The 21,661-nt window shown below is 72.2% G+C and carries 19 protein-coding genes; 13 read left to right on the forward strand and 6 right to left on the reverse strand.

Going from position 1 to position 21,661, the window contains the following annotated elements:
• Positions 1 to 26: 26 nt before the first annotated feature.
• The 5 genes from OHS33_RS21155 to OHS33_RS21175 form a co-directional block, all read right to left on the reverse strand.
• The gene (locus OHS33_RS21155) at positions 27 to 1,106 is read right to left on the reverse strand and encodes a 2-oxoacid:ferredoxin oxidoreductase subunit beta (RefSeq protein ID WP_330331975.1); all 1,080 of its coding nucleotides are present in this window, start codon (positions 1,104 to 1,106) and stop codon (positions 27 to 29) included.
• Positions 1,099 to 3,042, reverse strand: a complete 1,944-nt coding sequence (locus tag OHS33_RS21160) for a 2-oxoacid:acceptor oxidoreductase subunit alpha (RefSeq protein WP_330331976.1) — start codon at positions 3,040 to 3,042, stop codon at positions 1,099 to 1,101. Before OHS33_RS21160 ends, OHS33_RS21155 begins: the two co-directional genes overlap by 8 nt.
• Positions 3,043 to 3,261: 219 nt before the next feature.
• A complete protein-coding gene (locus tag OHS33_RS21165; protein WP_330335137.1) occupies positions 3,262 to 3,921 on the reverse strand; it encodes a response regulator transcription factor in 660 nt (219 codons plus the stop codon).
• A 379-nt stretch (positions 3,922 to 4,300) separates the two neighbouring features.
• Positions 4,301 to 5,647 (reverse strand): sensor histidine kinase, encoded by a 1,347-nt coding sequence (locus tag OHS33_RS21170; protein WP_330331977.1) that lies wholly within the window; start codon positions 5,645 to 5,647, stop codon positions 4,301 to 4,303.
• A gap of 212 nt (positions 5,648 to 5,859) precedes the next feature.
• Positions 5,860 to 7,062: a sensor histidine kinase gene (locus OHS33_RS21175; RefSeq protein WP_330331978.1), complete on the reverse strand. Its 1,203-nt coding sequence runs from the start codon at positions 7,060 to 7,062 to the stop codon at positions 5,860 to 5,862.
• A gap of 166 nt (positions 7,063 to 7,228) precedes the next feature.
• Between OHS33_RS21175 and OHS33_RS21180 the strand changes: the two genes are divergently transcribed.
• From OHS33_RS21180 to OHS33_RS21240, 13 genes are all read left to right on the forward strand, one after another.
• Positions 7,229 to 7,618, forward strand: coding sequence for an NADH-quinone oxidoreductase subunit A (locus OHS33_RS21180; protein ID WP_330335138.1), 390 nt, complete (start codon positions 7,229 to 7,231; stop codon positions 7,616 to 7,618).
• The gene (locus OHS33_RS21185) at positions 7,609 to 8,244 is read left to right on the forward strand and encodes an NADH-quinone oxidoreductase subunit B (protein WP_443065330.1); all 636 of its coding nucleotides are present in this window, start codon (positions 7,609 to 7,611) and stop codon (positions 8,242 to 8,244) included. The genes OHS33_RS21180 and OHS33_RS21185 overlap by 10 nt, the downstream gene beginning before the upstream one ends.
• The gene (locus OHS33_RS21190; protein WP_330331980.1) at positions 8,241 to 9,824 is read left to right on the forward strand and encodes an NADH-quinone oxidoreductase subunit C; all 1,584 of its coding nucleotides are present in this window, start codon (positions 8,241 to 8,243) and stop codon (positions 9,822 to 9,824) included. Before OHS33_RS21185 ends, OHS33_RS21190 begins: the two co-directional genes overlap by 4 nt.
• Positions 9,821 to 10,789, forward strand: a complete 969-nt coding sequence (locus OHS33_RS21195) for a complex I subunit 1/NuoH family protein (RefSeq protein WP_330331981.1) — start codon at positions 9,821 to 9,823, stop codon at positions 10,787 to 10,789. Before OHS33_RS21190 ends, OHS33_RS21195 begins: the two co-directional genes overlap by 4 nt.
• The gene (locus tag OHS33_RS21200; protein ID WP_330331982.1) at positions 10,789 to 11,388 is read left to right on the forward strand and encodes a NuoI/complex I 23 kDa subunit family protein; all 600 of its coding nucleotides are present in this window, start codon (positions 10,789 to 10,791) and stop codon (positions 11,386 to 11,388) included. The genes OHS33_RS21195 and OHS33_RS21200 overlap by 1 nt, the downstream gene beginning before the upstream one ends.
• Positions 11,385 to 12,008 (forward strand): NADH-quinone oxidoreductase subunit J family protein, encoded by a 624-nt coding sequence (locus OHS33_RS21205; RefSeq protein WP_330331983.1) that lies wholly within the window; start codon positions 11,385 to 11,387, stop codon positions 12,006 to 12,008. Before OHS33_RS21200 ends, OHS33_RS21205 begins: the two co-directional genes overlap by 4 nt.
• A complete protein-coding gene (nuoK, locus tag OHS33_RS21210; protein ID WP_330331984.1) occupies positions 12,008 to 12,370 on the forward strand; it encodes an NADH-quinone oxidoreductase subunit NuoK in 363 nt (120 codons plus the stop codon). Before OHS33_RS21205 ends, nuoK begins: the two co-directional genes overlap by 1 nt.
• Complete coding sequence (locus tag OHS33_RS21215) at positions 12,367 to 14,367, forward strand: NADH-quinone oxidoreductase subunit 5 family protein (protein WP_330331985.1); 2,001 nt, start codon at positions 12,367 to 12,369, stop codon at positions 14,365 to 14,367. Before nuoK ends, OHS33_RS21215 begins: the two co-directional genes overlap by 4 nt.
• A 38-nt stretch (positions 14,368 to 14,405) precedes the next feature.
• Positions 14,406 to 15,971, forward strand: coding sequence for a complex I subunit 4 family protein (locus OHS33_RS21220; RefSeq protein ID WP_330335139.1), 1,566 nt, complete (start codon positions 14,406 to 14,408; stop codon positions 15,969 to 15,971).
• Positions 15,968 to 17,578 carry an NADH-quinone oxidoreductase subunit N gene (locus tag OHS33_RS21225; protein ID WP_330331986.1) on the forward strand — a complete coding sequence of 537 codons (1,611 nt, stop codon included), beginning with the start codon at positions 15,968 to 15,970 and terminating at the stop codon, positions 17,576 to 17,578. Before OHS33_RS21220 ends, OHS33_RS21225 begins: the two co-directional genes overlap by 4 nt.
• 272 nt (positions 17,579 to 17,850) lie before the next feature.
• The gene (htpX, locus tag OHS33_RS21230) at positions 17,851 to 18,714 is read left to right on the forward strand and encodes a zinc metalloprotease HtpX (protein WP_330331987.1); all 864 of its coding nucleotides are present in this window, start codon (positions 17,851 to 17,853) and stop codon (positions 18,712 to 18,714) included.
• A complete protein-coding gene (locus tag OHS33_RS21235) occupies positions 18,711 to 19,103 on the forward strand; it encodes a YccF domain-containing protein (RefSeq protein ID WP_330331988.1) in 393 nt (130 codons plus the stop codon). The genes htpX and OHS33_RS21235 overlap by 4 nt, the downstream gene beginning before the upstream one ends.
• A 187-nt stretch (positions 19,104 to 19,290) precedes the next feature.
• A complete protein-coding gene (locus OHS33_RS21240) occupies positions 19,291 to 20,262 on the forward strand; it encodes a glycosyltransferase family 2 protein (RefSeq protein WP_443065331.1) in 972 nt (323 codons plus the stop codon).
• Between the two features lie 29 nt (positions 20,263 to 20,291).
• On the opposite strand, the gene OHS33_RS21245 is transcribed toward OHS33_RS21240, so the two are convergent.
• Positions 20,292 to 21,653 carry an APC family permease gene (locus OHS33_RS21245; RefSeq protein WP_330335140.1) on the reverse strand — a complete coding sequence of 454 codons (1,362 nt, stop codon included), beginning with the start codon at positions 21,651 to 21,653 and terminating at the stop codon, positions 20,292 to 20,294.
• Positions 21,654 to 21,661: the final 8 nt, after the last annotated feature.

Consider the following 21,661-nt stretch of genomic DNA (forward strand, 5'->3'; position numbering starts at 1 on the left):
GGGCCTGGTCGAATGTTCGGTTCCGCTCAGCCGACGACGGTCCAGTTGTCGTTGCCGGTGAGGAGGGTGCCGAGGTCGCCCTTGCCGTGCTGTTCGATGGCGGTGTCGAGCTGGTCGGCCATCTGGGTGTCGTAGACGGGGCGTTCGACGCTGCGGAACACACCGATGGGGGTGTGGTGCAGGGTGTCGGGGTCGGCGAGGCGGGAGAGCGCGAAGGCGTTGGTCGGTGACGTGGTGTGCGCGTCGTGGACCAGGATGTCGGCTTCGTTCTCGGGGGTCACCTGGACGACCTGGAGGTCGCCGGTGGCGCGGTCGCGGATGACGCCCTTGGCCAGGTCGATGCCGAAGCGGATCGGCTTGCCGTGTTCGAGCCGGATGACGGCTTCCTGGGCCTGTTCCTGGTCCTTGAGGACCTCGAAGGCGCCGTCGTTGAAGATGTTGCAGTTCTGGTAGATCTCGACGAGCGCGGTGCCCTGGTGGTCGGCGGCGGCGCGCAGCACCTCGGTGAGGTGTTTGCGGTCGGAGTCGACGGTCCGGGCGACGAAGCTCGCTTCGGCGCCGATGGCCAGGGAGACCGGGTTGAAGGGGGCGTCGAGGGAGCCCATGGGCGAGGACTTGGTGAGCTTCCCGACCTCGCTGGTGGGCGAGTACTGGCCCTTGGTCAGTCCGTAGATCCGGTTGTTGAAGAGCAGGATCTTGAGGTTGACGTTGCGGCGCAGGGCGTGGATGAGGTGGTTGCCGCCGATGGAGAGGGCGTCGCCGTCGCCGGTGACGACCCAGACGGACAGGTCGCGCCGGGAGGTGGCCAGGCCGGTGGCGATGGCCGGGGCGCGGCCGTGGATGGAGTGCATCCCGTAGGTGTTCATGTAGTACGGGAAGCGGGAGGAGCAGCCGATGCCGGAGACGAAGACGATGTTCTCTTTGGCGAGGCCGAGTTCGGGCATGAAGCCCTGGACGGCGGCCAGGACGGCGTAGTCGCCGCAGCCGGGGCACCAGCGGACTTCCTGGTCGGACTTGAAGTCCTTCATCGACTGCTTCGCCTCGGCCTTGGGGACCAGCGACAGCAGCTTGGGTGCCTGGGCGGGGGCGTCGGTGACCTCAGTCATTGATGGCCTCCTGGAGGACCGTGGCGAGCTGTTCCGCCTTGAAGGGCATGCCGTTGACCTGCGTGTACGAGCGGGCGTCGACCAGGTACTTCGCCCGGATCAGGGTGGCCAGCTGGCCGAGGTTCATCTCGGGCACCACTACCTTCTCGTAACGCCCCAGGACCTCTCCCAGATTCCGCGGGAAGGGGTTGAGGTGGCGCAGGTGGGCCTGGGCGATGGGCTGGCCGGCCTGGCGCAGGCGGCGGACGGCGGCGGTGATGGGGCCGTAGGTGGAGCCCCAGCCCAGGACGAGGGTGGTGGCCCCGTCGGGGTCGTCCACGTCGAGGTCCGGGACCCGGATGCCGTCGATCTTGGCCTGGCGGGTGCGGACCATGAAGTCGTGGTTGGCCGGGTCGTAGGAGATGTTCCCGGTGCCGTCCTGCTTCTCGATGCCGCCGATGCGGTGTTCCAGGCCCGGGGTGCCGGGCACGGCCCAGGGGCGGGCGAGGGTTTCCGGGTCCCGCTTGTAGGGCCAGAACACCTCCGTCCCGTCCGCGAGCTGGTGGTTGGGCCCGGACTGGAACTGGACCCGCAGGTCGGGGAGGTCCTCGACGTCGGGGATCCGCCAGGGCTCGGAGCCGTTGGCGAGGTAGCCGTCGGAGAGCAGGAACACCGGGGTCCGGTACGTGAGGGCGATCCGGGCGGCGTCGAGTGCGGCGTCGAAGCAGTCGGCCGGGGTGCGGGGGGCCACGATCGGGACCGGGGCCTCGCCGTTGCGCCCGTACATCGCCTGGAGCAGGTCGGCCTGCTCCGTCTTGGTCGGCAGGCCGGTGGAGGGCCCGCCGCGCTGGATGTCGACGACCAGCAGCGGCAGCTCCAGGGAGACCGCCAGCCCGATGGTCTCCGACTTCAGGGCCACACCGGGTCCGGAGGTGGTGGTCACCGCGAGGGACCCGCCGAAGGCGGCGCCGAGCGCGGCGCCGATCCCGGCGATCTCGTCCTCGGCCTGGAAGGTCCGCACGCCGAAGTTCTTGTGCTTGGACAGCTCGTGCAGGATGTCGGAGGCCGGGGTGATCGGGTACGAGCCCAGGTACAGCGGCAGATCCGCCTGCCGGCCGGCCGCGATCAGCCCGTAGGACAGGGCCAGGTTCCCGGAGATGTTGCGGTAGGTGCCGGTCGGGAACGCCTTCGTGGCCGGGGCGACCTCGTAGGACACCGCGAAGTCCTCGGTGGTCTCACCGAAGTTCCAGCCCGCCCGGAAGGCCGTCACGTTCGCCTCCGCGATCTGCGGCTTCTTCGCGAACTTGGACCGCAGGAACGCTTCGGTGCCCTCGGTCGGCCGGTGGTACATCCACGACAGCAGGCCCAGCGCGAACATGTTCTTGCTCCGCTCGGCCTCCTTCCGCGAGAGGCCGTACTCCTTGAGCGCCTCCACCGTCAGCGTCGTGAGCGGCACCGGGTGGACGTTGTACGCCTGGAGCGACCCGTCCTCCAGCGGTGACACCTCGTAGCCGACCTTCGCCATCGGGCGCTTGGTGAACTCGTCGGTGTTGACGATGATCTCCGCGCCCCGCGGGACGTCCCCGATGTTCGCCTTCAGGGCGGCCGGGTTCATCGCGACCAGGACGTTCGGCGCGTCACCCGGGGTGAGGATGTCGTGGTCGGCGAAGTGCAGCTGGAACGAGGACACGCCCGGCAGGGTTCCGGCAGGCGCCCGGATCTCGGCGGGGAAGTTCGGCAGCGTCGAGAGATCGTTGCCGAAGGAAGCCGTCTCGGACGTGAAACGGTCACCGGTGAGCTGCATGCCGTCACCCGAGTCACCCGCGAAACGGATGATCACACGGTCGAGCCGACGGACTTCCTTCCCGCCGGGACCCGTGGGCGTGCGCTGTCCTCCGACAACAGCACCCCCGGCCCCGTCGGCCTGCTCGGCTGGGCTACTGACCTGGCTGGTCACAGAACTGGACCTCCTTCGAGGCGTGGCGTTCGCAAGGCCAACCCTACGTCTGTAAGGGTGTCCTTCCTTGGGCCGCTCATATGCTGGACCGTCCCGTGCGTCCCGTGGGACGGTCTGGTCCGGAGTGTCTCCCGCCGGTAATTCCTCCTTGAGGAGACACTCCGCCGTCGGATGTTCCGGCACCCCCGTCGCGTCAATAGCTGACAGGGTGTCAGTTGATCAGGATCTCAGGTAGGTGAGGACGGCGAGCACGCGCCGGTGATCCCCGTCACTCGGCGACAGCCCGAGCTTCATGAAGATGTTGCTGACGTGCTTCTCCACCGCTCCGTCGCTGACCACCAGCTGCTTGGCCACCGCGGAGTTCGTCCGCCCCTCGGCCATCAGCCCCAGCACTTCGCGCTCGCGCGGCGTCAGCCCCGCCAGCACGTCCTGCTTGCGGCTGCGGCCCAGCAGCTGGGCGACCACCTCGGGGTCCAGGGCCGTACCGCCCCGGGCCACCCGGACCACCGCGTCGAGGAACTCTCGCACCTCGGCCACCCGGTCCTTGAGCAGATACCCCACCCCGGTGCTGGAACCGGCCAGCAGTTCGGTGGCGTACTGCTCCTCGACGTACTGCGACAGCACGAGCACCCCGATCCCGGGGTAGTCCTTGCGCAGCCGTACGGCGGCTCGTACCCCCTCGTCGGTGTGGGTCGGCGGCATCCGTACGTCCGCCACCACCACATCCGGCAGCGCGTCCTCCGCCGCCAGCTCCGCCACCGTCTTGATCAGGGCTTCCGCGTCCCCGACGCCGGCCACGACGTCATGCCCCCGGTCGGTCAGCAACCGGGTCAGGCCCTCACGCAGCAGCACTGAATCCTCGGCGATGACCACCCGCACCCTGTCTTCCACGACTCAGCAGCTCCCGCATCACTCGTTGTCGATCCCTGGCACAGCCAAGCATCCCAGCCTCGGGGCCGGGTCAAGGCAAGTCCGGGCCAACGAGTGCGTGTACGGGCCCACTTTGCGAGGTCGGCTCGCGCCGCGGGGGCCCGAGCACGCCGAAAGGCGGGTCCGAAGACCCGCCTTCTTCGCGGCCGGCCATATCCAGCCTCGCCGGCGTTTGAGGCGCGGGTCCGGGCGGAGCCCGGTGCCCGGCGGAGCCGGGTTCCTGGGGCTCCGCCCCAGACCCCGCGCCTCAAACGCCGGCGAGGCTGAAATGGCGGCCCAGCGGGTGGCGAGGCTGAAATGGCGGGCCAGCGGGTGAAGGCCCCGCGGCTCAGACCCGCCAGGGCAGCTCCGCGGTCACCGTCGTCCCGCCGCCGTCGGGGGAGTCGACGACCAGGACGCCGTCCACCGCGTCCAGCCGCTCCGCCAGGCCCGCGAGCCCGCCGCCCGCGCCGGTGCTCGCCCCGCCGCGGCCGTCGTCGGCGACCTGGATCAGCAGCCGGTCCCCGGACTTCCACACGTCCACGCTGGCCACACCGCCCCCGGAGTGCTTGCTCACGTTCTGCAGCAGCTCGGAGACCGTGAAGTACGCGATCCCCTCGATCGCGGCCACCGGCCGCCCCGGCAGTTCCACCTGCACGCGGACCGGGACGGTGCAGCGCGAGGCCACCGACGAGAGGGCCGCGTCGAGTCCGCGGTCGGTGAGGACCGCCGGGTGGATGCCGCGCGCGAGGTCCCGCAGCTCCTGGAGCGCGATCTTCACCTCGCCGTGCGCCTCGTCCACCATGCGGGCGGCGACCTGCGGGTCCTCGGCGAGCTTCTCCTTGGCCAGGCCCAGGTCCATGGCGAGGGAGACCAGCCGGGCCTGCGCGCCGTCGTGCAGGTCGCGCTCGATGCGCCGCAGGTCGGCGGCGGCGGTGTCGACGACCACCCCGCGGTCCGACTCCAGCTCGGTGACCCGGTGGGCGAGGCGGGACGGGCCGAGCAGCCCGCCGATCAGCACCCGGTCGACCGTCGCCAGGCCGTGGATCACCCACGGCACGGCCAGCGTGAAGCCCAGCCCGATCACCGAGGTGAGGACGATCAGCAGCGGCGAGTCCAGGTAGAAGCTGTAGTGGTCGCCGTTCTGGAACAGCTGCAGCCCGGGCTGGTCGGTGAAGGCGGGGAAGACCCAGAACCAGAGCGGGTAGAGCAGCATCGACCAGCCGTAGGTCCACAGGGTCAGCGACAGCGTGAAGCTGAAGACCGCCCACGGGAAGTGGATCACCGAGTAGAGGACGTGCCGCCAGGCGCTCCCGCTCTTGAGCATCGCGCCCATGGCGGCCAGCGCACCGCTCTTCGCGGCCCGCACCGGCTCCGGGTCGCCGATGTCCATCCCGAGCAGGGTCCGCGCGCGGGCCCGCTCCAGGTGCCCGAAGCCGCGGGCCATGCCCAGTACGCCCGCCAGTACGGGCACGCCGAGGAAGGTGACCAGCAGCCCGGCGCCCAGGCTCACGCCGGTGATGGCGAGCGAGAAGTACAGGGTGCTCAGCGGCAGCCCGATCAGCAGGTGCCCGAATTCGCGCCAGGTCCGTCCCGCGAAGGGCGCCGTGAGCACCGAGGGCGCCCGCCGTCCCGCGCCGTCCCTCCCCGCGCTGTCCCTGCCCGTGCCGTAGCCCGTGCCGTAGCCGATCGCCATGATCCCGCCCCGTCCTGTTCCTATGCCGTGCTCCACTGCCTCAACCCTGTCGCGTCCCGCTTTCCCGGGCCATCCGGTCCGTCGGCGTCCCCACCGGGGGGTTATCCCCACCCCGGCCGGGCCCCGACCCCGCCCCGGCCGGCGCCGGACACGGCTACGGGGCCTCCCGCCGCAGCGGAAGGCCCCGTACCCATGGTTCAGCCGGACGGTTCTCAGATGCCCCGGGACCGCCACGGCAGCTCCGCCGTCACCACGGTCCCGCCGCCCTCCGGGGACTCGACGACGAACAGTCCGTCCACGGCCCCCAGCCGCTCCGCGAGCCCGGCCATGCCGGTCCCGCCGCCTCCGGCGACCTTCGCCCCGCCGCGCCCGTCGTCCGAGACGCGGATCAGCAGCCGGTCGGCGGCCCGCCACACCTCCACGCTCGCGATCCGCGCCTGCGCGTGCTTGCTGACGTTCTGGAGCAGCTCGGAGACCGTGAAGTACGCGATCCCCTCGATCGCCTCGGCCGGGCGGGCCGGAAGGTCCACGTCCACCTTCACCGGCACCAGGCAGCGCGAGGCCACCGACGAGAGGGCCGCGTCGAGTCCGCGGTCGGTGAGGACCGCCGGGTGGATGCCGCGCGCGAGGTCCCGCAGCTCCTGGAGCGCGATCTTCACCTCGCCGTGCGCCTCGTCCACCATCGCGGCCGCCGCCTCCGGGTCCTCCAGGAGCTTCTCCTTGGCCAGGCCCAGCCCCATCGCCAGCGCGACCAGCCGGGCCTGCGCCCCGTCGTGCAGGTCCCGTTCGATGCGCCGCAGGTCCGCCGCGGCGGTGTCGACGACCACCCCGCGGTCCGACTCCAGCTCGGCGATGCGCCGCTCCAGCTCGTCGACGGGGGAGAGCAGGCCCCGTACCATCGCGCGGTCCACATGGGTCAGACCGCGCGTCAGGTACGGGAGCACGGGCCACAGGACGAAGAGGCCGACCAGCGCGACCGTGAAGGTCAGCACCCCCCACGGCAGCCGGATCAGCCCGTAGAGCGAGGTCCGCCAGGCCACCGGGTCCTTGAGGCTCGTCCACAGCCAGGGGAAGAACCCGCCGGCCCGCTTCGGGCCGGGGATCGGCGTCGGTTCGTCCACGCGCACGCCCAGCAGGGCCCGCGCCCGGGCGCGTTCGATCCGCCCCAGCCCGCGCGCCACGAACAGGCCGCAGGCGAGCAGCGGCAGTCCCATCGCGGTGACGGCCAGACCGCCGCCCAGCGACACCATGAACACCGTGTAAACAAATCCGATGATCGCCAACGGCAGATTCAGCAGGAGGTGGGCGATCTCCTTCCAGGTCTCGCGCCCGAACACGGGTCGGACGGGCGGAAGGCGGTCTTCGCCGGAGGCTTGTCCGTCAGAGGCTTGAGTGGCTGGGATGTTCACGGTCATGCCCCACAGCCTGTCAAGCGCGGCCCGCCGGTGCCATGGGGGGACCGGGGGGAGTGAACGGGGGATAACCCCACCCTGAGAAGCCAGGCCCTAGACTCCCGTGCGTAACAGATCATCGACAGTTGACCGGGAGCGAGGAGCGGACGTGCCCGAACCCGCGGTACCGATGGCCGTGACCGTGCTCGCAGCCGACTATTTCCGGAGTTATTCGGTCGTCGGCGTGCTCGCCGCCCTGGGCGTGCTCTTCGTGGCCGTCGCCTTCGGCGCGGGCCGGCTGCTGCGTCCGTCGGTCCCGACCCCGGAGAAGCTGCTGACGTACGAGTGCGGCGTGGACCCCGTCGGCGAGGGCTGGGCGCACACCCAGGTCCGCTACTACGTCTACGCGTTCCTCTACGTCATCTTCGCCGTCGACTCGATCTTCCTCTTCCCCTGGGCGACCGTGTTCGCCGCCGCGGGCTACGGCGCCACCACGCTCGTGGAGATGTTCGTCTTCCTGGGCTTCCTGGCCGTCGGCCTGCTCTACGCGTACAAGAAGGGCGTCCTCGAATGGACGTGACACCGACACCGACACCGGTGGACGTGACACCGGCCGGGACCCGTGAGCCCGTGCCGCTGCCGGAGCCGAAGCGGCTGGGAGTGCTCTCCCGCCTGGCCCCCGAGCCGATGAAGGTGGTCCTGAACTGGGGCCGCCGCTACAGCCTGTGGGTCTTCAACTTCGGACTGGCCTGCTGCGCGATCGAGTTCATCGCCGCGTCCATGGCGCGGCACGACTTCATCCGGCTGGGCGTGATCCCCTTCGCGCCCGGTCCGCGCCAGGCCGACCTGATGATCGTATCGGGCACGGTGACGGACAAGATGGCCCCGGCCGTCAAGCGGCTCTACGAGCAGATGCCGGAGCCGAAGTACGTCATCTCCTTCGGCGCCTGCTCCAACTGCGGCGGCCCGTACTGGGACTCGTACTCGGTGACGAAGGGCGTGGACCAGATCATTCCGGTCGACGTCTACGTACCCGGCTGCCCGCCCCGCCCCGAGGCGCTCCTCCAGGGCATCCTCAAGCTCCAGGAGAAGATCGCCCGCGAATCGCTCGCGGAGCGGTATGCGAACGGGCCGTCGGTGGCGCAGCTGACGAGCGGCCTGGTCACGCCGCCGCCGGCCGGCCCGGTGGACGGGACCCGCGCATGAACCTCTACGAATCCCTTCCCGACGGCGCCCCGCAGATCTTCGGCGAGGAGGCGCTCGGCTCGTACGCGTACAACGTCCTGACGGTCGACGTCCCCGTCGGCAGCTGGATCTCCTCGCTGGAGATCGCGCGCGACAAACTGGGCTGCACGTACTTCGACTGGCTGAGCGCGGTCGACGAGCCGGGCACCGGCTTCCGGATCTGCGCGCACGTCGTGGCGCTGGAGCACCACCAGGTACGCCGTCTCCTCCTGCGCACCACGGTCCCGCACGCGGCGCCCTCCCTCCCCTCCGCGATCGCGGTGTACGCGGGGGCGGCGTGGCACGAACGCGAGACCTTCGAGATGTTCGGCGTGACCTTCACCGACCACCCGAACCTGGTCCCCCTGCTCCTCCCCGAGAACTTCGAGGGCCACCCGCTGCGCAAGGACTTCGTCCTGGCCGCGCGGGTCGCCAAGGCGTGGCCCGGGGCCAAGGAACCGGGCGAGGGCGCGGACCCGGACGGCCCGAAGCGCCGCCAGATGCTTCCCCCGGGCGTCCCCGACCCGAACGAATGGGGCCCCCTCAAGGGCCAACTCCCCCCGGCCCCCACCCGCCCGACCCGCACCCCCCGCGCGGCGGGCGCGGGCGCGGGTACCGCCCGCGCGGCGGGTGCCGGTGCCGGTGCCGGTGCGGGTGCGACCCGCGAGGGTGCCCCGGCCCGCCGCGCCCGCTCGGTATCGGCCGGCTCGGCGAGCCAGGCCACCCCGGACGCGGAGGCCACGGACGCGCTGCCCGAAGCCTCCGAAACCCCGCCGCGCCCGGCCCGCCGTAGCCGCTCCGTAGCGGACGGCTCCGCGAGCCAGGCGCCCGCGGGTACGGAGAGCCCCGCGACCCCGCTGGGTACGGAGACCTCCGAGGCCGCCCCCGCGGACGCGACCACCCCCGGAGCCCCCGCGCGCCCGGCCCGCCGTAGCCGCTCGGTAGCGGACGGCTCCGCGAGCCAGGCGACCCCGGACGCGGAGGGCACGGAGACCCCCGCGCCCCGCCGCACGGCCCCGCGCAGTCCGGATGCCCCCTGGCACACCCCGAAGCCCGCCTTCGACCCCGCCCCGGCGGAGCCGACCCCGGCACCCACGTCGGCGGAGCCGACCCCGGCCAAGGCCGAGCCGGAGCCCACCCCGGCGGAGCCGAACCCGGCACCTGCCCCGGCGGAGCCGACCTCGGCACCCACGTCGGCGGGGCCGACCCCGGCCAAGGCCGAGCCGGAGCCCACCCCGGCGGAGCCGACCTCGGCACCTGCCCCGGCGGAGCCGACCCCGGCACCTGCCCCGGCGGAGCCGACCTCGGCACCTGCCCCGGCGGAGCCGACCCCGGCACCCACGTCGGCGGGGCCGAACCCGGACCCGACCCCCGCCGGGCCCGCCGCAGGCGACCCGGCCCGGGCGGAGCCCGCCCCGGGGAAGCCGACCCCGGCCCAGGCCCCCACCGAGCCCGCCGCAGGCGACCCGGCGGAGCAGGACCCCGCCCGGGCGGAGCCCTCCTCGGGGAAGCCGACCCCGGACGCGCCCCCCACCGAGCCCTCCGCAGGAGGCCCCGCATGAACGACGTCCTCGACGTCGCCCTGCGACTCATCGTCGTCTTCGTCTGCTTCCTCGTCCTGCCCCTCGTCGTCGGCCAGGCCGAGCACAAGGTGATGGCGCACATGCAGGGCCGCCTCGGCCCCATGTACGCGGGCGGCTTCCACGGCTGGGCCCAGCTCGTCGCCGACGGCGTGAAGTTCGCGCAGAAGGAGGACATCGTCCCGGCCAACGCCGACCGGCGGATCTTCCAGCTCGCACCCGCCGTCGCGCTGCTCCCGTACCTCCTCGTCCTCCTCGTCATCCCCATCGGCCCGGGCCACGGCGCGGTCGGCCAGGTCATCGACGCGGGGATCTTCTTCGCGCTCGCCGTCATGGGCATCGGCGTACTCGGCAGCCTCATGGCCGGCTGGGCCTCCGCCAACAAGTTCTCGCTGCTCGGCGGTCTGCGGACGGCCGCCCAGCTGCTCGCCTACGAGCTGCCGATGCTGCTCGCCGCCGCCTCCGTCGCGATGGCCGCCGGGACGGTGTCCCTGACGGGGATCGTCGGGGCCTTCGAGTGGTGGTGGCTGCCCTGGCAGATCGTCGGCGCCGTGGTGTTCTTCACCGCCGGCCTCGCCGAACTCCAGCGGCCGCCGTTCGACATGCCCGTCGCCGACTCCGAGATCATCTTCGGCGCGTACACGGAGTACACGGGACTGCGTTTCGCGCTGTTCCTGCTCTCCGAGTACGCGGGCATCGTCGTCCTGTGCGGTCTGACCACCGTCCTCTTCCTCGGCGGCTGGCACGGCCCCTTCGGCGGTGACGGCCTCGGCTGGGTCTGGACCCTGCTCAAGGTCGCCGTCCTCGCCTTCGTCGTGATCTGGCTGCGCGTGACCTACCCGCGGCTGCGCGAGGACCAGCTCCAGAAGCTCGCCTGGACCGTACTCATCCCGCTCGCGCTCGCCCAGATCGCGCTCACCGGCATCGTGAAGGTGGCGATCCAGTAATGCCTCCCGTCCCCGGCTCCGGCCTCGCCAAGGGCCTCGCCGTCACGCTGCGCACGATGGTCAAGCGCGCGCACACGGCCCAGTACCCCGACGCCCAGCCCGAACTGCCGCCGCGCTCGCGCGGGGTCATCGGACTGTTCGAGGAGAACTGCACCGTCTGCATGCTGTGCGCGCGCGAGTGCCCCGACTGGTGCATCTACATCGACTCGCACAAGGAGACGGTCCCCGCGGCCGCCCCCGGCGGGCGCGAGCGCAGCCGCAATGTCCTCGACCGCTTCGCGATCGACTTCTCGCTCTGCATGTACTGCGGCATCTGCATCGAGGTGTGCCCCTTCGACGCCCTGTTCTGGTCGCCGGAGTTCGAGTACGCGGAAACGGACATCCTCGAACTCACCCACGAGCGCGACAAGCTGCGCGAGTGGATGTGGACCGTGCCGGCCCCGCCCGCGCTCGACCCGGCCGCCGAGGAGCCCAAGGAGATCGCCGCCGCCCGCAAGGCCGTCGAGAAGGCCGAAGCCGCTGCCGCGGCAGCCACGGCAGCGGCCGCTGAGACCGCCACCGGGACCGCCCCCGGGAACAGCACGGAGGCAGACGCGTGAGCCCCGCCGCCACCCTGGCCGCCGCCACCGCCACCACGGCCGGACCCGGTTTCCTCTCCCCGACCGGCGTCGAGATCGCCTTCGTCCTGGTCGGCCTCGCCACCCTCGGCGCGGCCCTCATCACGGTCACCACGAAGCAGCTGGTGCACGCCGCCCTGTGGCTGGTCGTCGCCCTCGGCGGGGTCGCGATCGAGTACCTGCTGCTGACCGCCGAGTTCATCGCCTGGGTCCAGGTCCTGATCTACGTCGGTTCCGTGGTCGTCCTCCTGCTCTTCGGGCTGATGCTCACCAAGGCCCCCATCGGGCGCTCCCCGGACGCCGACTCCGGCAACCGCTGGGTCGCGCTCGCGGTCGCCGTGGCCGCCGCCGCGTCCCTCGTGTGGGTGGTCGTCGACGCCTTCCGCACCACCTGGATCGACCTCGACGGTCCGGCCCAGGGCTCCACCAAGGTGTCGGGCGAGTTCCTCTTCCAGCACTGGGTGCTGCCCTTCGAAGCGCTGTCGGTGCTGCTGCTGGCGGCCCTGGTCGGCGCGATCGTGCTGTCCCGCAAGTCCGACCCGTCCCGCACCTCCGACCCGGCCGCCGGCACCGGCAGCGAAGACAAGGAGCGGCAGCGCTGATGCACCTCGCCTATCCCGCCGTACTGGCGGCGCTCCTCTTCTGCACGGGCCTGTACGGAGTACTGGCCCGCCGCAACGCCATCCTGGTCCTGATGTCCGTCGAGCTGATGCTCAACGCGGTCAACCTCAACCTGGTGGCCTTCGACGTCTGGCTGCGCGACACCCTGCACGCCGGGCAGGCCCTCACCCTCTTCACCATCGCCGTCGCGGCCGCCGAGATCGGCATCGGCCTGGCCATCGTGCTGATGGTCTACCGCAACCGCGGCACGGCGGACGTCGACAAGCTCCGCGACACCGCGGAGCCCGCGGACACCCCCCGCACCCCGAACAACCCGAGCAACCCGAGCGAGGTCACCGCGTGAGCACCACGACCCTCGCCGTCCTCGTCCCGCTGCTGCCCTTCCTGGGCGCGCTGGCCGGACTGCTCTTCGGCCGCAAGGCCCCCGGATTCGTCCGCCCGCTCGCCGTCCTGCCGACGCTGGCCGCCGCCGTACTGGCCGTCCTCGTCGCCGTGCGGCACGGCGGCGGGCAGGCCATCGACGCCTCGACGGAACTGACCCCGACCGGCTCCGTGCCGATCGACCTGGCGCTCCACCTGGACGGCTTCGCCGTCCTGACGGCCGTCCTCGTCGGCGTCGTCGCCACCTGCGTCCAGCTCTTCTCCACCGCCTACCTGCGCACGGACCCGCGCTACGCGTCCTACGCGGCCCTGGTCTCGCTGTTCACCTCCGCGATGCTGCTCGTCGTCTACTCCGGCGACCTGATGGTGCTGCTGGTGGGCTGGGAGGTCATGGGCATCTGCTCGTACTTCCTGGTCGGCCACTACTGGGAGACCGAGGCCGCCCGGGCCGCGTCCCTCAAGGCCTTCCTCGTCACCAAGCTGGGTGACGTGCCCTTCCTGATCGGCCTGTTCGCGCTCGCCGCCGACGCCGGCTCCTTCCGGATCACCAAGATCCTCGGGGCCGTCGCGGCGGGCGGACTCGACCACCCGACCCTGATCGCGCTGCTCCTGCTCGCCGGAGTCGCGGGCAAGTCCGCGCAGTTCCCGCTGCACACGTGGCTGCCCGACGCGATGGCGGGTCCCACCCCCGTCTCCGCGCTGATCCACGCCGCGACGATGGTCGCCGCCGGCATCTACTTCATCGCGCGCCTCCTGCCCGTCTTCACGGCCTCCCGGGCCGCGCTGGTGGTCATGGCCGTGATGGCGGCCCTGACGATGGTCGGCTCCGCGCTGGCCGCCCTCGCGCAGGACGACATCAAGCGGGTGCTGGCCTACTCCACGATCGGCCAGCTCGGCTACATGACCGGAGCCCTGGCCGTCGGCGACCGCGGGGCCGCCGTCTTCCACCTCCTCTCGCACGGCGCCTTCAAGGCGCTGCTGTTCCTCGGCGCGGGCGTGATCATCCACGCCGCCGGTACGAACTCCCTGGCCGCGATGGCCGGGATGGACGGCCTGGCCAAGCGCATCCCGGACGCCTTCTGGACGATGACGATCGCGCTCCTCGCGCTCGCCGCCGTCCCGCCCTTCGCCGGGTTCTTCTCCAAGGAGACGGTGCTGGTCGCCGCCGAACGCGCCGCCCGCGGCCACGCGGAGTCGGCGCCCGGCGCCGCCGGCTGGCTCGTGCTGATCGCCGGTGTGCTGACCGCCCTGCTCACCGCCGCCTACGCCACCCGCCTGTGGCTGATGGCCTTCCGCGGCCGCGGCGCCGCCGCCCCCGACCACGGCCGGGAACCGTTCGCCATGACCGGCGTGCTGTGGCTGCTGGCGGTCCCGTCGGTCGGCTTCGGCCTCGCCGCCGGACCGATCGCCGACTGGTTCGACGGCGGGGAACTCGCCCCGACGCTGGCGACCTCCATCCTCGGCACCGGCGCGGCCGCCATCGGCGCCCTGCTCACCTACGGCCTGTGGCAGCGCGCCACCGCGAGGGCCGCCGCCGGCCTGGCCGGGGCGGGCGTACCCGCCGCTGCCGCCGCCGCGGAGTCGGCCGCCGAGGCCCCCGAGGTCGCCGAGGTCACCCACGACCACCCCGTCGTCCCCGCCGGTCCCGCCGCCGACCCCGGCAAGGCGCTGCTCGGCCCCCTGCACCGTCACGCGGCCGCCGGATTCCACCTGGACGCCGTCTACGAGGTGCTCTTCGTCCGCCCCGTCCGGGGCGCCGCGAGCCTCGTCCGCTTCCTGGACCGCGAGGTCGTCGACACCTACGTCCGGGGCGCGGGCGGCGCCCCCCGGCTGCTCGGCACCCTCGTACGCCGCGCCCAGACCGGCAACGTGCAGAGCTACCTGAGCGCCCTGCTCGCCGGCGCCGTGGTCCTGGCGCTCGCCACCGCCGTCCTCGCCAACGTCAACGCCGGATCGTGAGCCGTGAGTCAGCCGTGATTGATATCAGCGCATCCGTGATGCAGTTCCTTCTGGCGTTCATCGTGGCCGGACCGCTCCTCGGCGCCGTGGCGGCCCTACTCCCGGCCCCGCCCGGGCTGAAGGGCCGCAGCCCCGAACAGGCCGTGCTGCGCCACGGCGTGACCGTGACCGGCGTCCTCCTCGCCGCGGCGATCGCCCTCACCCTGGGCTTCGACCACGACGCCCCGTCCCGCTTCCAGGCGACGACGGACATCAGCTGGATCCAGGCGCTGAACGTCCGGATCCACCTCGGCATCGACGGCATCTCGCTCCCCCTCGTCCTGATGACCGCGCTGCTGTTCTTCCTCTGCGCGCTCTACAGCTACTTCAAGCTCCCCGCGGGCCCCTCCCCGAAGGCCTTCGTCGCCCTCCTGCTCGTCCTGGAGTCCGGCACCCTCGCCACCTTCGCCGTCCTCGACCTGCTGCTGTTCTTCCTAGCCTTCGAGATGGTCCTCATCCCGATGTACTTCCTCATCGCCCGCTGGGGCGGTGCCCAGCGGCAGGCCGCCGCCTGGAAGTTCATCCTCTACACGCTGCTCGGTTCCGTGGTCATGCTCCTCGGGCTGCTGCTGATCGGGCTCGACAGCGGCACCTTCGACATGGTGGCACTGGCCACTGACAACGGCCGCGGACTGTCCCACACCACCCAGTTGCTCGCCGTCCTCACCATCGGGCTCGGCCTCGCCGTGAAGACCCCGATGTGGCCGCTGCACAGCTGGCTCCCGGACGCCCACACGGCCGCCCCGACCGTCGGCTCCGTGCTGCTGGCCGGCGTCATGCTGAAGATGGGCACCTACGGGTTCGTCCGCATCCTGCTGCCCGTCGCCCCCGACGGCATGCACACCTTCGCGCCCTACCTGGCCGCCTTCGCCGTCGTCGGGATCGTCTACGGATCCCTCGCCTGCCTCGCGCTGGCCCGCAAGGGCGCCCAGGGCGACCTCAAGCGCCTGATCGCCTACTCCTCCGTCGGCCACATGGGCTTCGTGCTCCTCGGCATCGCGACGATGACCCCGACCGGAGTCAACGGCGCGCTCTTCGCCAACATCGCCCACGGCCTGATCACCGGCCTCCTCTTCTTCCTCGTCGGCGCGCTCAAGGACCGCTACGGCACCAGCGACCTCGACACCCTCGCCGGAGCCACCGGCGCGGCCCTCTACGGCCGTGCCCCCCGCTTCGGCGCGCTCCTCGCCTTCGCCGCCGTGGCCTCCCTCGGGCTGCCCGGACTCGCGGGCTTCTGGGGCGAGATGCTGACCCTCTTCGGGGCCTTCGACCCGGCCGCGGGCCTGTCCCGGCCCGCCTTCCTCACCTTCATGGCGATCGGCGCCTTCGGCACGCTGCTCACCGCCGCCTACATGCTGGTCGTCGTACGGCGCATCTGCATGGGCGACCCACAGGCCCGCCCCGCGGACCAGGCCCCGCTCGCCGTCGCCGACATCCAGCGCTACGAGTTCGCGGCCTGGACCCCGCTCGCCGCCCTCACCGTCCTCGCCGGCCTGTGGCCCGCGGTCCTCCTCGGCCTCACCGACCCGGCCGTCCAGAAGCTCCTCGCAGGAGGCAACTCATGACGGCCCTGTACGCGGCCACCGCGACCGCCGCCACGGCCGCCACCGCGGCGGCCGCCGCCCCGCAGCCGGGCGCGGCCAGCCTGGTCCAGTCCGTCGACTGGCTCGCCATCGCACCCGTGGTCATCGCGGCCGCCGTCGGCCTGGTCATCCTGGTCGCCGACCTCTTCGTGCCCGAGCGGAAGAAGACCCTCCTCGGCTGGACCGCCGTCGCGGGCCTGGCCGTCGCCACCCTCTCCCTGCTGCCGCTGCGCGCGGGGGACCGCGCCACCTTCTGCCTCACCGGCGACGCGGGCGCCTGCAGCTACACCGCCGACCACTTCGCGCTGGTCGTGCAGTTCCTGGTGCTCGGCGGCGCGCTGGTCACCGCCCTGCTGTCGGTCACCACCGTCGAGGAGAGCAGGCTGCCCGCGGGCGAGTTCTGGTTCCTGCTCCTGTCCTCCGCCGCGGGCGCCGCCCTGCTGCCCGCCGCCCGCGACCTCGCGACGCTGATCGTCGCCCTGGAGGTCGCCTCGCTGCCCGCCTTCGCGCTGGTCGGCCTGCGCCGGGGCGACCGGCTCTCCTCCGAGGCCGCCCTCAAGTTCTTCCTGTCCTCGGTGACGGCCACCGCCGTCTCCCTGCTCGGCGTCAGCTTCGTCTACGCCGCCACGGGCAGCCTGCACCTCACCCGGGTCGCCGAAGGCCTGCGGCACGTCCCCGGTCAGCTCGACACCCTGGCCATGGCGGGTGTCGCGCTCACCCTCGTCGGCTTCGCCTTCAAGACGGCCGCCGTCCCCTTCCACTTCTGGGTCCCCGACACCTACGTCGGCGCCCCGCTGCCCATCGCCGCCTACCTCTCCGTCATCGGCAAGGCGGTCGGCTTCACCGGCCTCATCCTCGTCACCGTGATCGCCTTCCCGTCGTTCTCCGACATCTGGGGCCCGGCCCTGGCGGTGCTGGCCGCGCTCACCATGACCCTGGGCAACGCCGCCGCGCTGCGCCAGGCCAAGGACCGCGCCCACGGCGCCGTCCGCCTCCTGGCCTGGTCCTCCGTCGGCCAGGCCGGCTACCTGCTGGTCCCGATCGCGGCGGCCGCCTACGCCGGCCGGGAGCAGATCGGCTCCACCGTCGCCTACGCCCTCATGTACGCCGCGGTGAACCTGGGCGCCTTCTCCGTCGCCGCCCTGGTGGCCCGTACGCACCCGCTGGGCCGGATCAGCGACTACCGGGGCCTCTACGCGACGCGGCCCTTCGCGGCCCTCTCGCTGGCCTTCTTCCTGCTCTGCCTGGCGGGCCTGCCCCCGGGCATCATCGGCCTCTTCGCCAAGGTCACCGTCTTCCGCTCCGCCGTGGACGCCGGGCTGGGCTGGCTCGCGGCCGTCATGGCGGTGAACGTCGTCGTGGCGCTCTACTACTACCTCCAGTGGACGGCGCTGCTCTTCCGCACCCCGGCCGCGGACGGAACCGGGGACCGGGTCGCGGACGCCGCGGCGACCCCGGCGGCATCCCGCCCCAAGGCCCCGCTGCCCGTCGTGGCGGCCATCGCCCTCACCGCTGTCATCGCTGTTGTGTTGTCGGGCGCCCCTCAGCTGGTACTACGTTTCGCATCCACCGCCCTGTTCCCGCAGTAACCCGTACGGAGTAACGCCCGCCCCTCACCCCGCCCCTCACCCCGTCCCGGCCCCGGCCCGGCGGCCACCCGCCGCCGCCCCGGGACGGCGGCGGGGACGGCGGCGGGAACCCGGCGTGCCCGCCTGGCGTTGACCAGGAAGCGAGGGTCCACTGGACGACAAGACCCTCCGATCCGAGGATCCGCCGATCCACAGATCACCCGATCCGCCAGATCCACCGATCCACAGATCCTGGACGGGGTCCCCCTGCCGCACCACTTGGAGGGCGTACCGTGCACCGCCGGCACAACGGGCTGAAGACCGCCGTACTCCTCGGCGGGCTGTCGGCACTCATCATCGTCATCGGCAGTTTCTTCGGCAGGACCGGTCTCGTCGTGGCCGTCCTCGTCGCCCTCGGGACCAATGCCTACGCGTACTGGAACAGCGACAAGCTGGCTCTACGCGCGATGCGCGCCCGCCCGGTCAGCGAGTTCGAAGCCCCCGAGCTGTACCGGATGGTGCGGGAGCTCTCGACCTCCGCGCGCCAGCCGATGCCGCGCCTCTACATCTCCCCGACCGAGGCCCCCAACGCCTTCGCCACCGGCCGCAACCCGCGCAACGCCGCCGTGTGCTGCACCGAGGGCATCCTGCGCATCCTCGACGAACGCGAGCTGCGCGGGGTCATCGGCCACGAGCTGAGCCACGTCTACAACCGGGACATCCTGATCTCCTCGGTCGCCGGAGCCCTCGCCTCCGTGATCATGTTCCTGGTGAACTTCGCCTGGCTGATCCCGGTCGGCCGGTCCAACGACAACGAGGGCCCGGGCCTCTTCGGCATGCTGCTGATCATGATCCTCGGCCCGGTCGCCGCGTCCGTGATCCAGCTGGCCATCAGCCGCTCCCGCGAGTACGAGGCGGACGCCTCCGGAGCCCAGCTCACCGGCGATCCGCTGGCCCTCGCGAGCGCCCTGCGCAAACTCGACGCGGGCACCAAGCAGCTCCCGCTGCCCCCCGAGCCCCGGCTGGAGACCGCGAGCCACATGATGATCGCGAACCCCTTCCGTCCGGGCGAGGGGATGTCCAGAATGTTCTCGACCCACCCCCCGATGGCCGAGCGGATCGCCCGGCTCGAACAGATGGCAGGCCGTCAGCAGTGAAAACCATCCTGAACATCATCTGGCTCGTGCTGAGCGGCTTCTGGCTCTGCATGGGCTACGCCCTGGCGGGCCTGCTCCTCTGCATCACGATCATCGGCATCCCCTTCGGCATAGCGGCGTTCCGGATCGCCGTCTATGCCCTGTGGCCCTTCGGCTACACCACCGTCGAGCGCCGCGACGCGGGCGCGCCCTCCTGCGTTGGCAACGTCCTGTGGCTGGTCCTCGCGGGCTGGTGGCTGGCCCTGGGCCACATCGTCACCGGCCTCGCGCTGTGCGTCACGATCATCGGCATCCCGTTCGGCATCGCGAACTTCAAGATGGTCCCGCTGGCCCTGCTCCCCCTGGGCCGCGAGATCGTCCCGACCGACGCCCCCTTCGCCTCACGCTGAGGCCGCTCGTGAGGCGGTCCGCGAGGCCGTCCGCGAGCCGCTCACCGGGCGCAGGGCAGGGCAAAGCGAGAGGGTCCCTTGTACTATGATTCGTTCCTGATACCCAAGCATCTTCAGGTCGAAACCACGGGCAGGAAAACCAATGTCGGCAGCGTCCTCCACGACAACTCTGTCGGTCGTTGTTCCCATGTACAACGAGGAGGAAGCCCTCCCCGCGCTGGTGGAACGCCTGCGGCCCGCGCTCGACGGTACCGGTGTCAGCTATGAGGTCATCGCCGTCGACGACGGCAGCGCCGACCGGACCGCCGAGCTGCTGGAGGAGTTCCGGCAGACCTGGCCCGAGCTGCGCATCGTCAAGCTGCGCGGCAACTCCGGTCACCAGGCCGCCCTGACCGCCGGTCTGCACAGCTCCAAGGGCGCGTACGTCGCGAGCATCGACGCCGACCTCCAGGACCCGCCGGAGAAGATCCCGGAGATGCTCGACCTGGCCGTCGCCGAAGGCCTCGACATCGTCTACGGCGTCCGCACCGACCGCAGCACCGACACCGGCTTCAAGCGCCGCACCGCGGGCCTCTACTACTGGCTGATGCGCCGCATCGTCGGCAAGCAGGTGCCCTCGCAGGCCGGTGACTTCCGCCTGCTCAGCCGCGAGGCCGTCGAGGCGCTCAAGTCCCTCCCGGACCAGCACCAGGTGTACCGCCTGCTCGTGCCGTGGCTCGGCTTCCCCAGCGGCCAGGTCACCTACCACCGCGACGAGCGGGTGGCGGGCGAGACCAAGTACCCGCTGAGCAAGATGATCCGGCTCGCGGTCGACAGCATCACCAACTTCTCCGCCGCCCCGCTGCGCCTGGCGACCTGGCTCGGCGTGTTCAGCTTCTTCTCCTGCTTCGTGCTGATGGCCGTGACCTTCGTCATCTGGCTCATCGGGCACACCGTCCCGGGCTGGACCTCGCTCTTCGTGGCGATGCTCTTCCTCGGCGGCGTGCAGTTGATATGCGTCGGACTGCTCGGCGAGTACATCGGGCGCATCTACACCGCCGTGCAGCGCCGCCCCACGTTCTTCATCGGCTACGACTCCGATAACGCGGACAAGGGCGAGAAGGGCGATAAGGGCGACAAGGGCGCCCCCGCCAAGGGCCGGGAGAACGCGGGCGTCTGACGCCCCCAGCCCCTCCCGCTGCTCAGCCGCTACGCCGCCGGCCCGGACCCCGCACGGGGCCCGGGCCGGCGGCGTACCGCGTGCCGTACGCCGTACAGCAGCGCGCCCAGCGCCAGCACCCCCGCGCCCGCCAGCGCCGACGCGAGCGGCAGCGCGCACGCCAGCACCACGCACCCGGCCAGCCCCACCGCCGCGACCAGTCGCCCGCGGAACCCCCCGGTCCCCGCCCCGCGCCCCGCCCCGGAGCCCCCGCCGAGCGTCCACGCCGCGGCGTTGGCGATCGCGTAGTACACCAGCACCCCGAAGGACGAGAACCCGATCGCCCCCCGCAGGTCCACGGTCGCGGCCAGCACCGCGACCACCGCCCCCACCGCCAGCTCCGCCCGGTGCGGCACCCCACGGCGCGGGTGTACGGACGCCAGCGCGCGCGGCAGATGGCCGTCCCGGGCCATCGCCAGGGTGGTCCGCGACACCCCCAGAACCAGGGCCAGCAGCGAGCCCAGGGCCGCCAGTACCGCCCCGGCCCGCACGACCGGGGTCAGCCCGGCCCACCCCGCCGCCCGGACCGCGTCGGACAGCGGGGCCGTGGACCCGGCCAGCCCGTCCGCCCCCAGCACCGACAGCACGGCCACCGTCACCGCCGCGTAGACGGCCAGCGCGATGCCGAGCGCCAGCGGGACGGCGCGCGGGATGGTCCGCTCCGGATCCCGGACCTCCTCGCCCAGCGTGGCGATCCGCGCGTACCCGGCGAAGGCGAAGAACAGCAGCCCCGCCGCCTCCAGCAGCCCCCGCAGGCCCCGCGACCCGCCGCCCCACGAGGTACCGCCCCCGGAGGCTTCGGAGGTCAGGCAGACCGTCACGACCCCGGCGAGCACGGCCAGTACGGCCGCCACGATCACCCGGGCGATCCGGGCCGACTTCTGCACGCCCCCGTACCCCGCGGCGGTCAGCGCCACCACCGCGACGACGGCCACCACGTGTTCCCGCCCGGGCCACAGGTACGCGCCCACCGTCAGCGCCATCGCCGCGCACGAGGCGGTCTTGCCGATGACGAAGCCCCAGCCCGCCAGGTATCCCCAGAACGGCCCGAGGCACTCGCGCCCGTACACGTACGTCCCTCCGGACGACGGATGGCGGGCGGCCAGCCGGGCCGTGGACCACGCGTTGCAGTACGCCACCACCCCGGCCACGGCGAGCGCGGCGAGCAGGGCGCCGCCCGCCGCCCGGGCCGCGGGGGCCAGCGCGGCGAAGATGCCCGCGCCGACCATCGCGCCGAGCCCGACGACGACCGCGTCGCCCACCCCGAGGCTGCGCCTCAGCCCGCCATCCGGCCCGCCACCCGGCCCGCCGCCCCGCTCGCCACCCGCCGTACCGCTCACCTGGTTGGTCATCACGGCCG

Source organism: Streptomyces sp. NBC_00536 (assembly GCF_036346295.1).
In the GTDB taxonomy this organism is placed as follows: domain Bacteria; phylum Actinomycetota; class Actinomycetes; order Streptomycetales; family Streptomycetaceae; genus Streptomyces.

Excerpts from the sequence above, each read along its gene's own strand:
- OHS33_RS21155 (WP_330331975.1), bottom strand. The coding sequence starts at position 1,106 with ATGACTGAGGTCACCGACGCCCCCGCCCAGGCACCCAAGCTGCTGTCG.
- OHS33_RS21170 (WP_330331977.1), bottom strand. The coding sequence starts at position 5,647 with ATGGCGATCGGCTACGGCACGGGCTACGGCACGGGCAGGGACAGCGCG.
- OHS33_RS21175 (WP_330331978.1), bottom strand. The coding sequence starts at position 7,062 with ATGACCGTGAACATCCCAGCCACTCAAGCCTCTGACGGACAAGCCTCC.
- OHS33_RS21180 (WP_330335138.1), top strand. The coding sequence starts at position 7,229 with ATGGCCGTGACCGTGCTCGCAGCCGACTATTTCCGGAGTTATTCGGTC.
- OHS33_RS21185 (WP_443065330.1), top strand. The coding sequence starts at position 7,609 with ATGGACGTGACACCGACACCGACACCGGTGGACGTGACACCGGCCGGG.
- OHS33_RS21190 (WP_330331980.1), top strand. The coding sequence starts at position 8,241 with ATGAACCTCTACGAATCCCTTCCCGACGGCGCCCCGCAGATCTTCGGC.
- OHS33_RS21195 (WP_330331981.1), top strand. The coding sequence starts at position 9,821 with ATGAACGACGTCCTCGACGTCGCCCTGCGACTCATCGTCGTCTTCGTC.
- OHS33_RS21200 (WP_330331982.1), top strand. The coding sequence starts at position 10,789 with ATGCCTCCCGTCCCCGGCTCCGGCCTCGCCAAGGGCCTCGCCGTCACG.
- nuoK (WP_330331984.1), top strand. The coding sequence starts at position 12,008 with ATGCACCTCGCCTATCCCGCCGTACTGGCGGCGCTCCTCTTCTGCACG.
- OHS33_RS21220 (WP_330335139.1), top strand. The coding sequence starts at position 14,406 with ATGCAGTTCCTTCTGGCGTTCATCGTGGCCGGACCGCTCCTCGGCGCC.
- OHS33_RS21225 (WP_330331986.1), top strand. The coding sequence starts at position 15,968 with ATGACGGCCCTGTACGCGGCCACCGCGACCGCCGCCACGGCCGCCACC.
- OHS33_RS21240 (WP_443065331.1), top strand. The coding sequence starts at position 19,291 with ATGTACAACGAGGAGGAAGCCCTCCCCGCGCTGGTGGAACGCCTGCGG.
- OHS33_RS21245 (WP_330335140.1), bottom strand. The coding sequence starts at position 21,653 with ATGACCAACCAGGTGAGCGGTACGGCGGGTGGCGAGCGGGGCGGCGGG.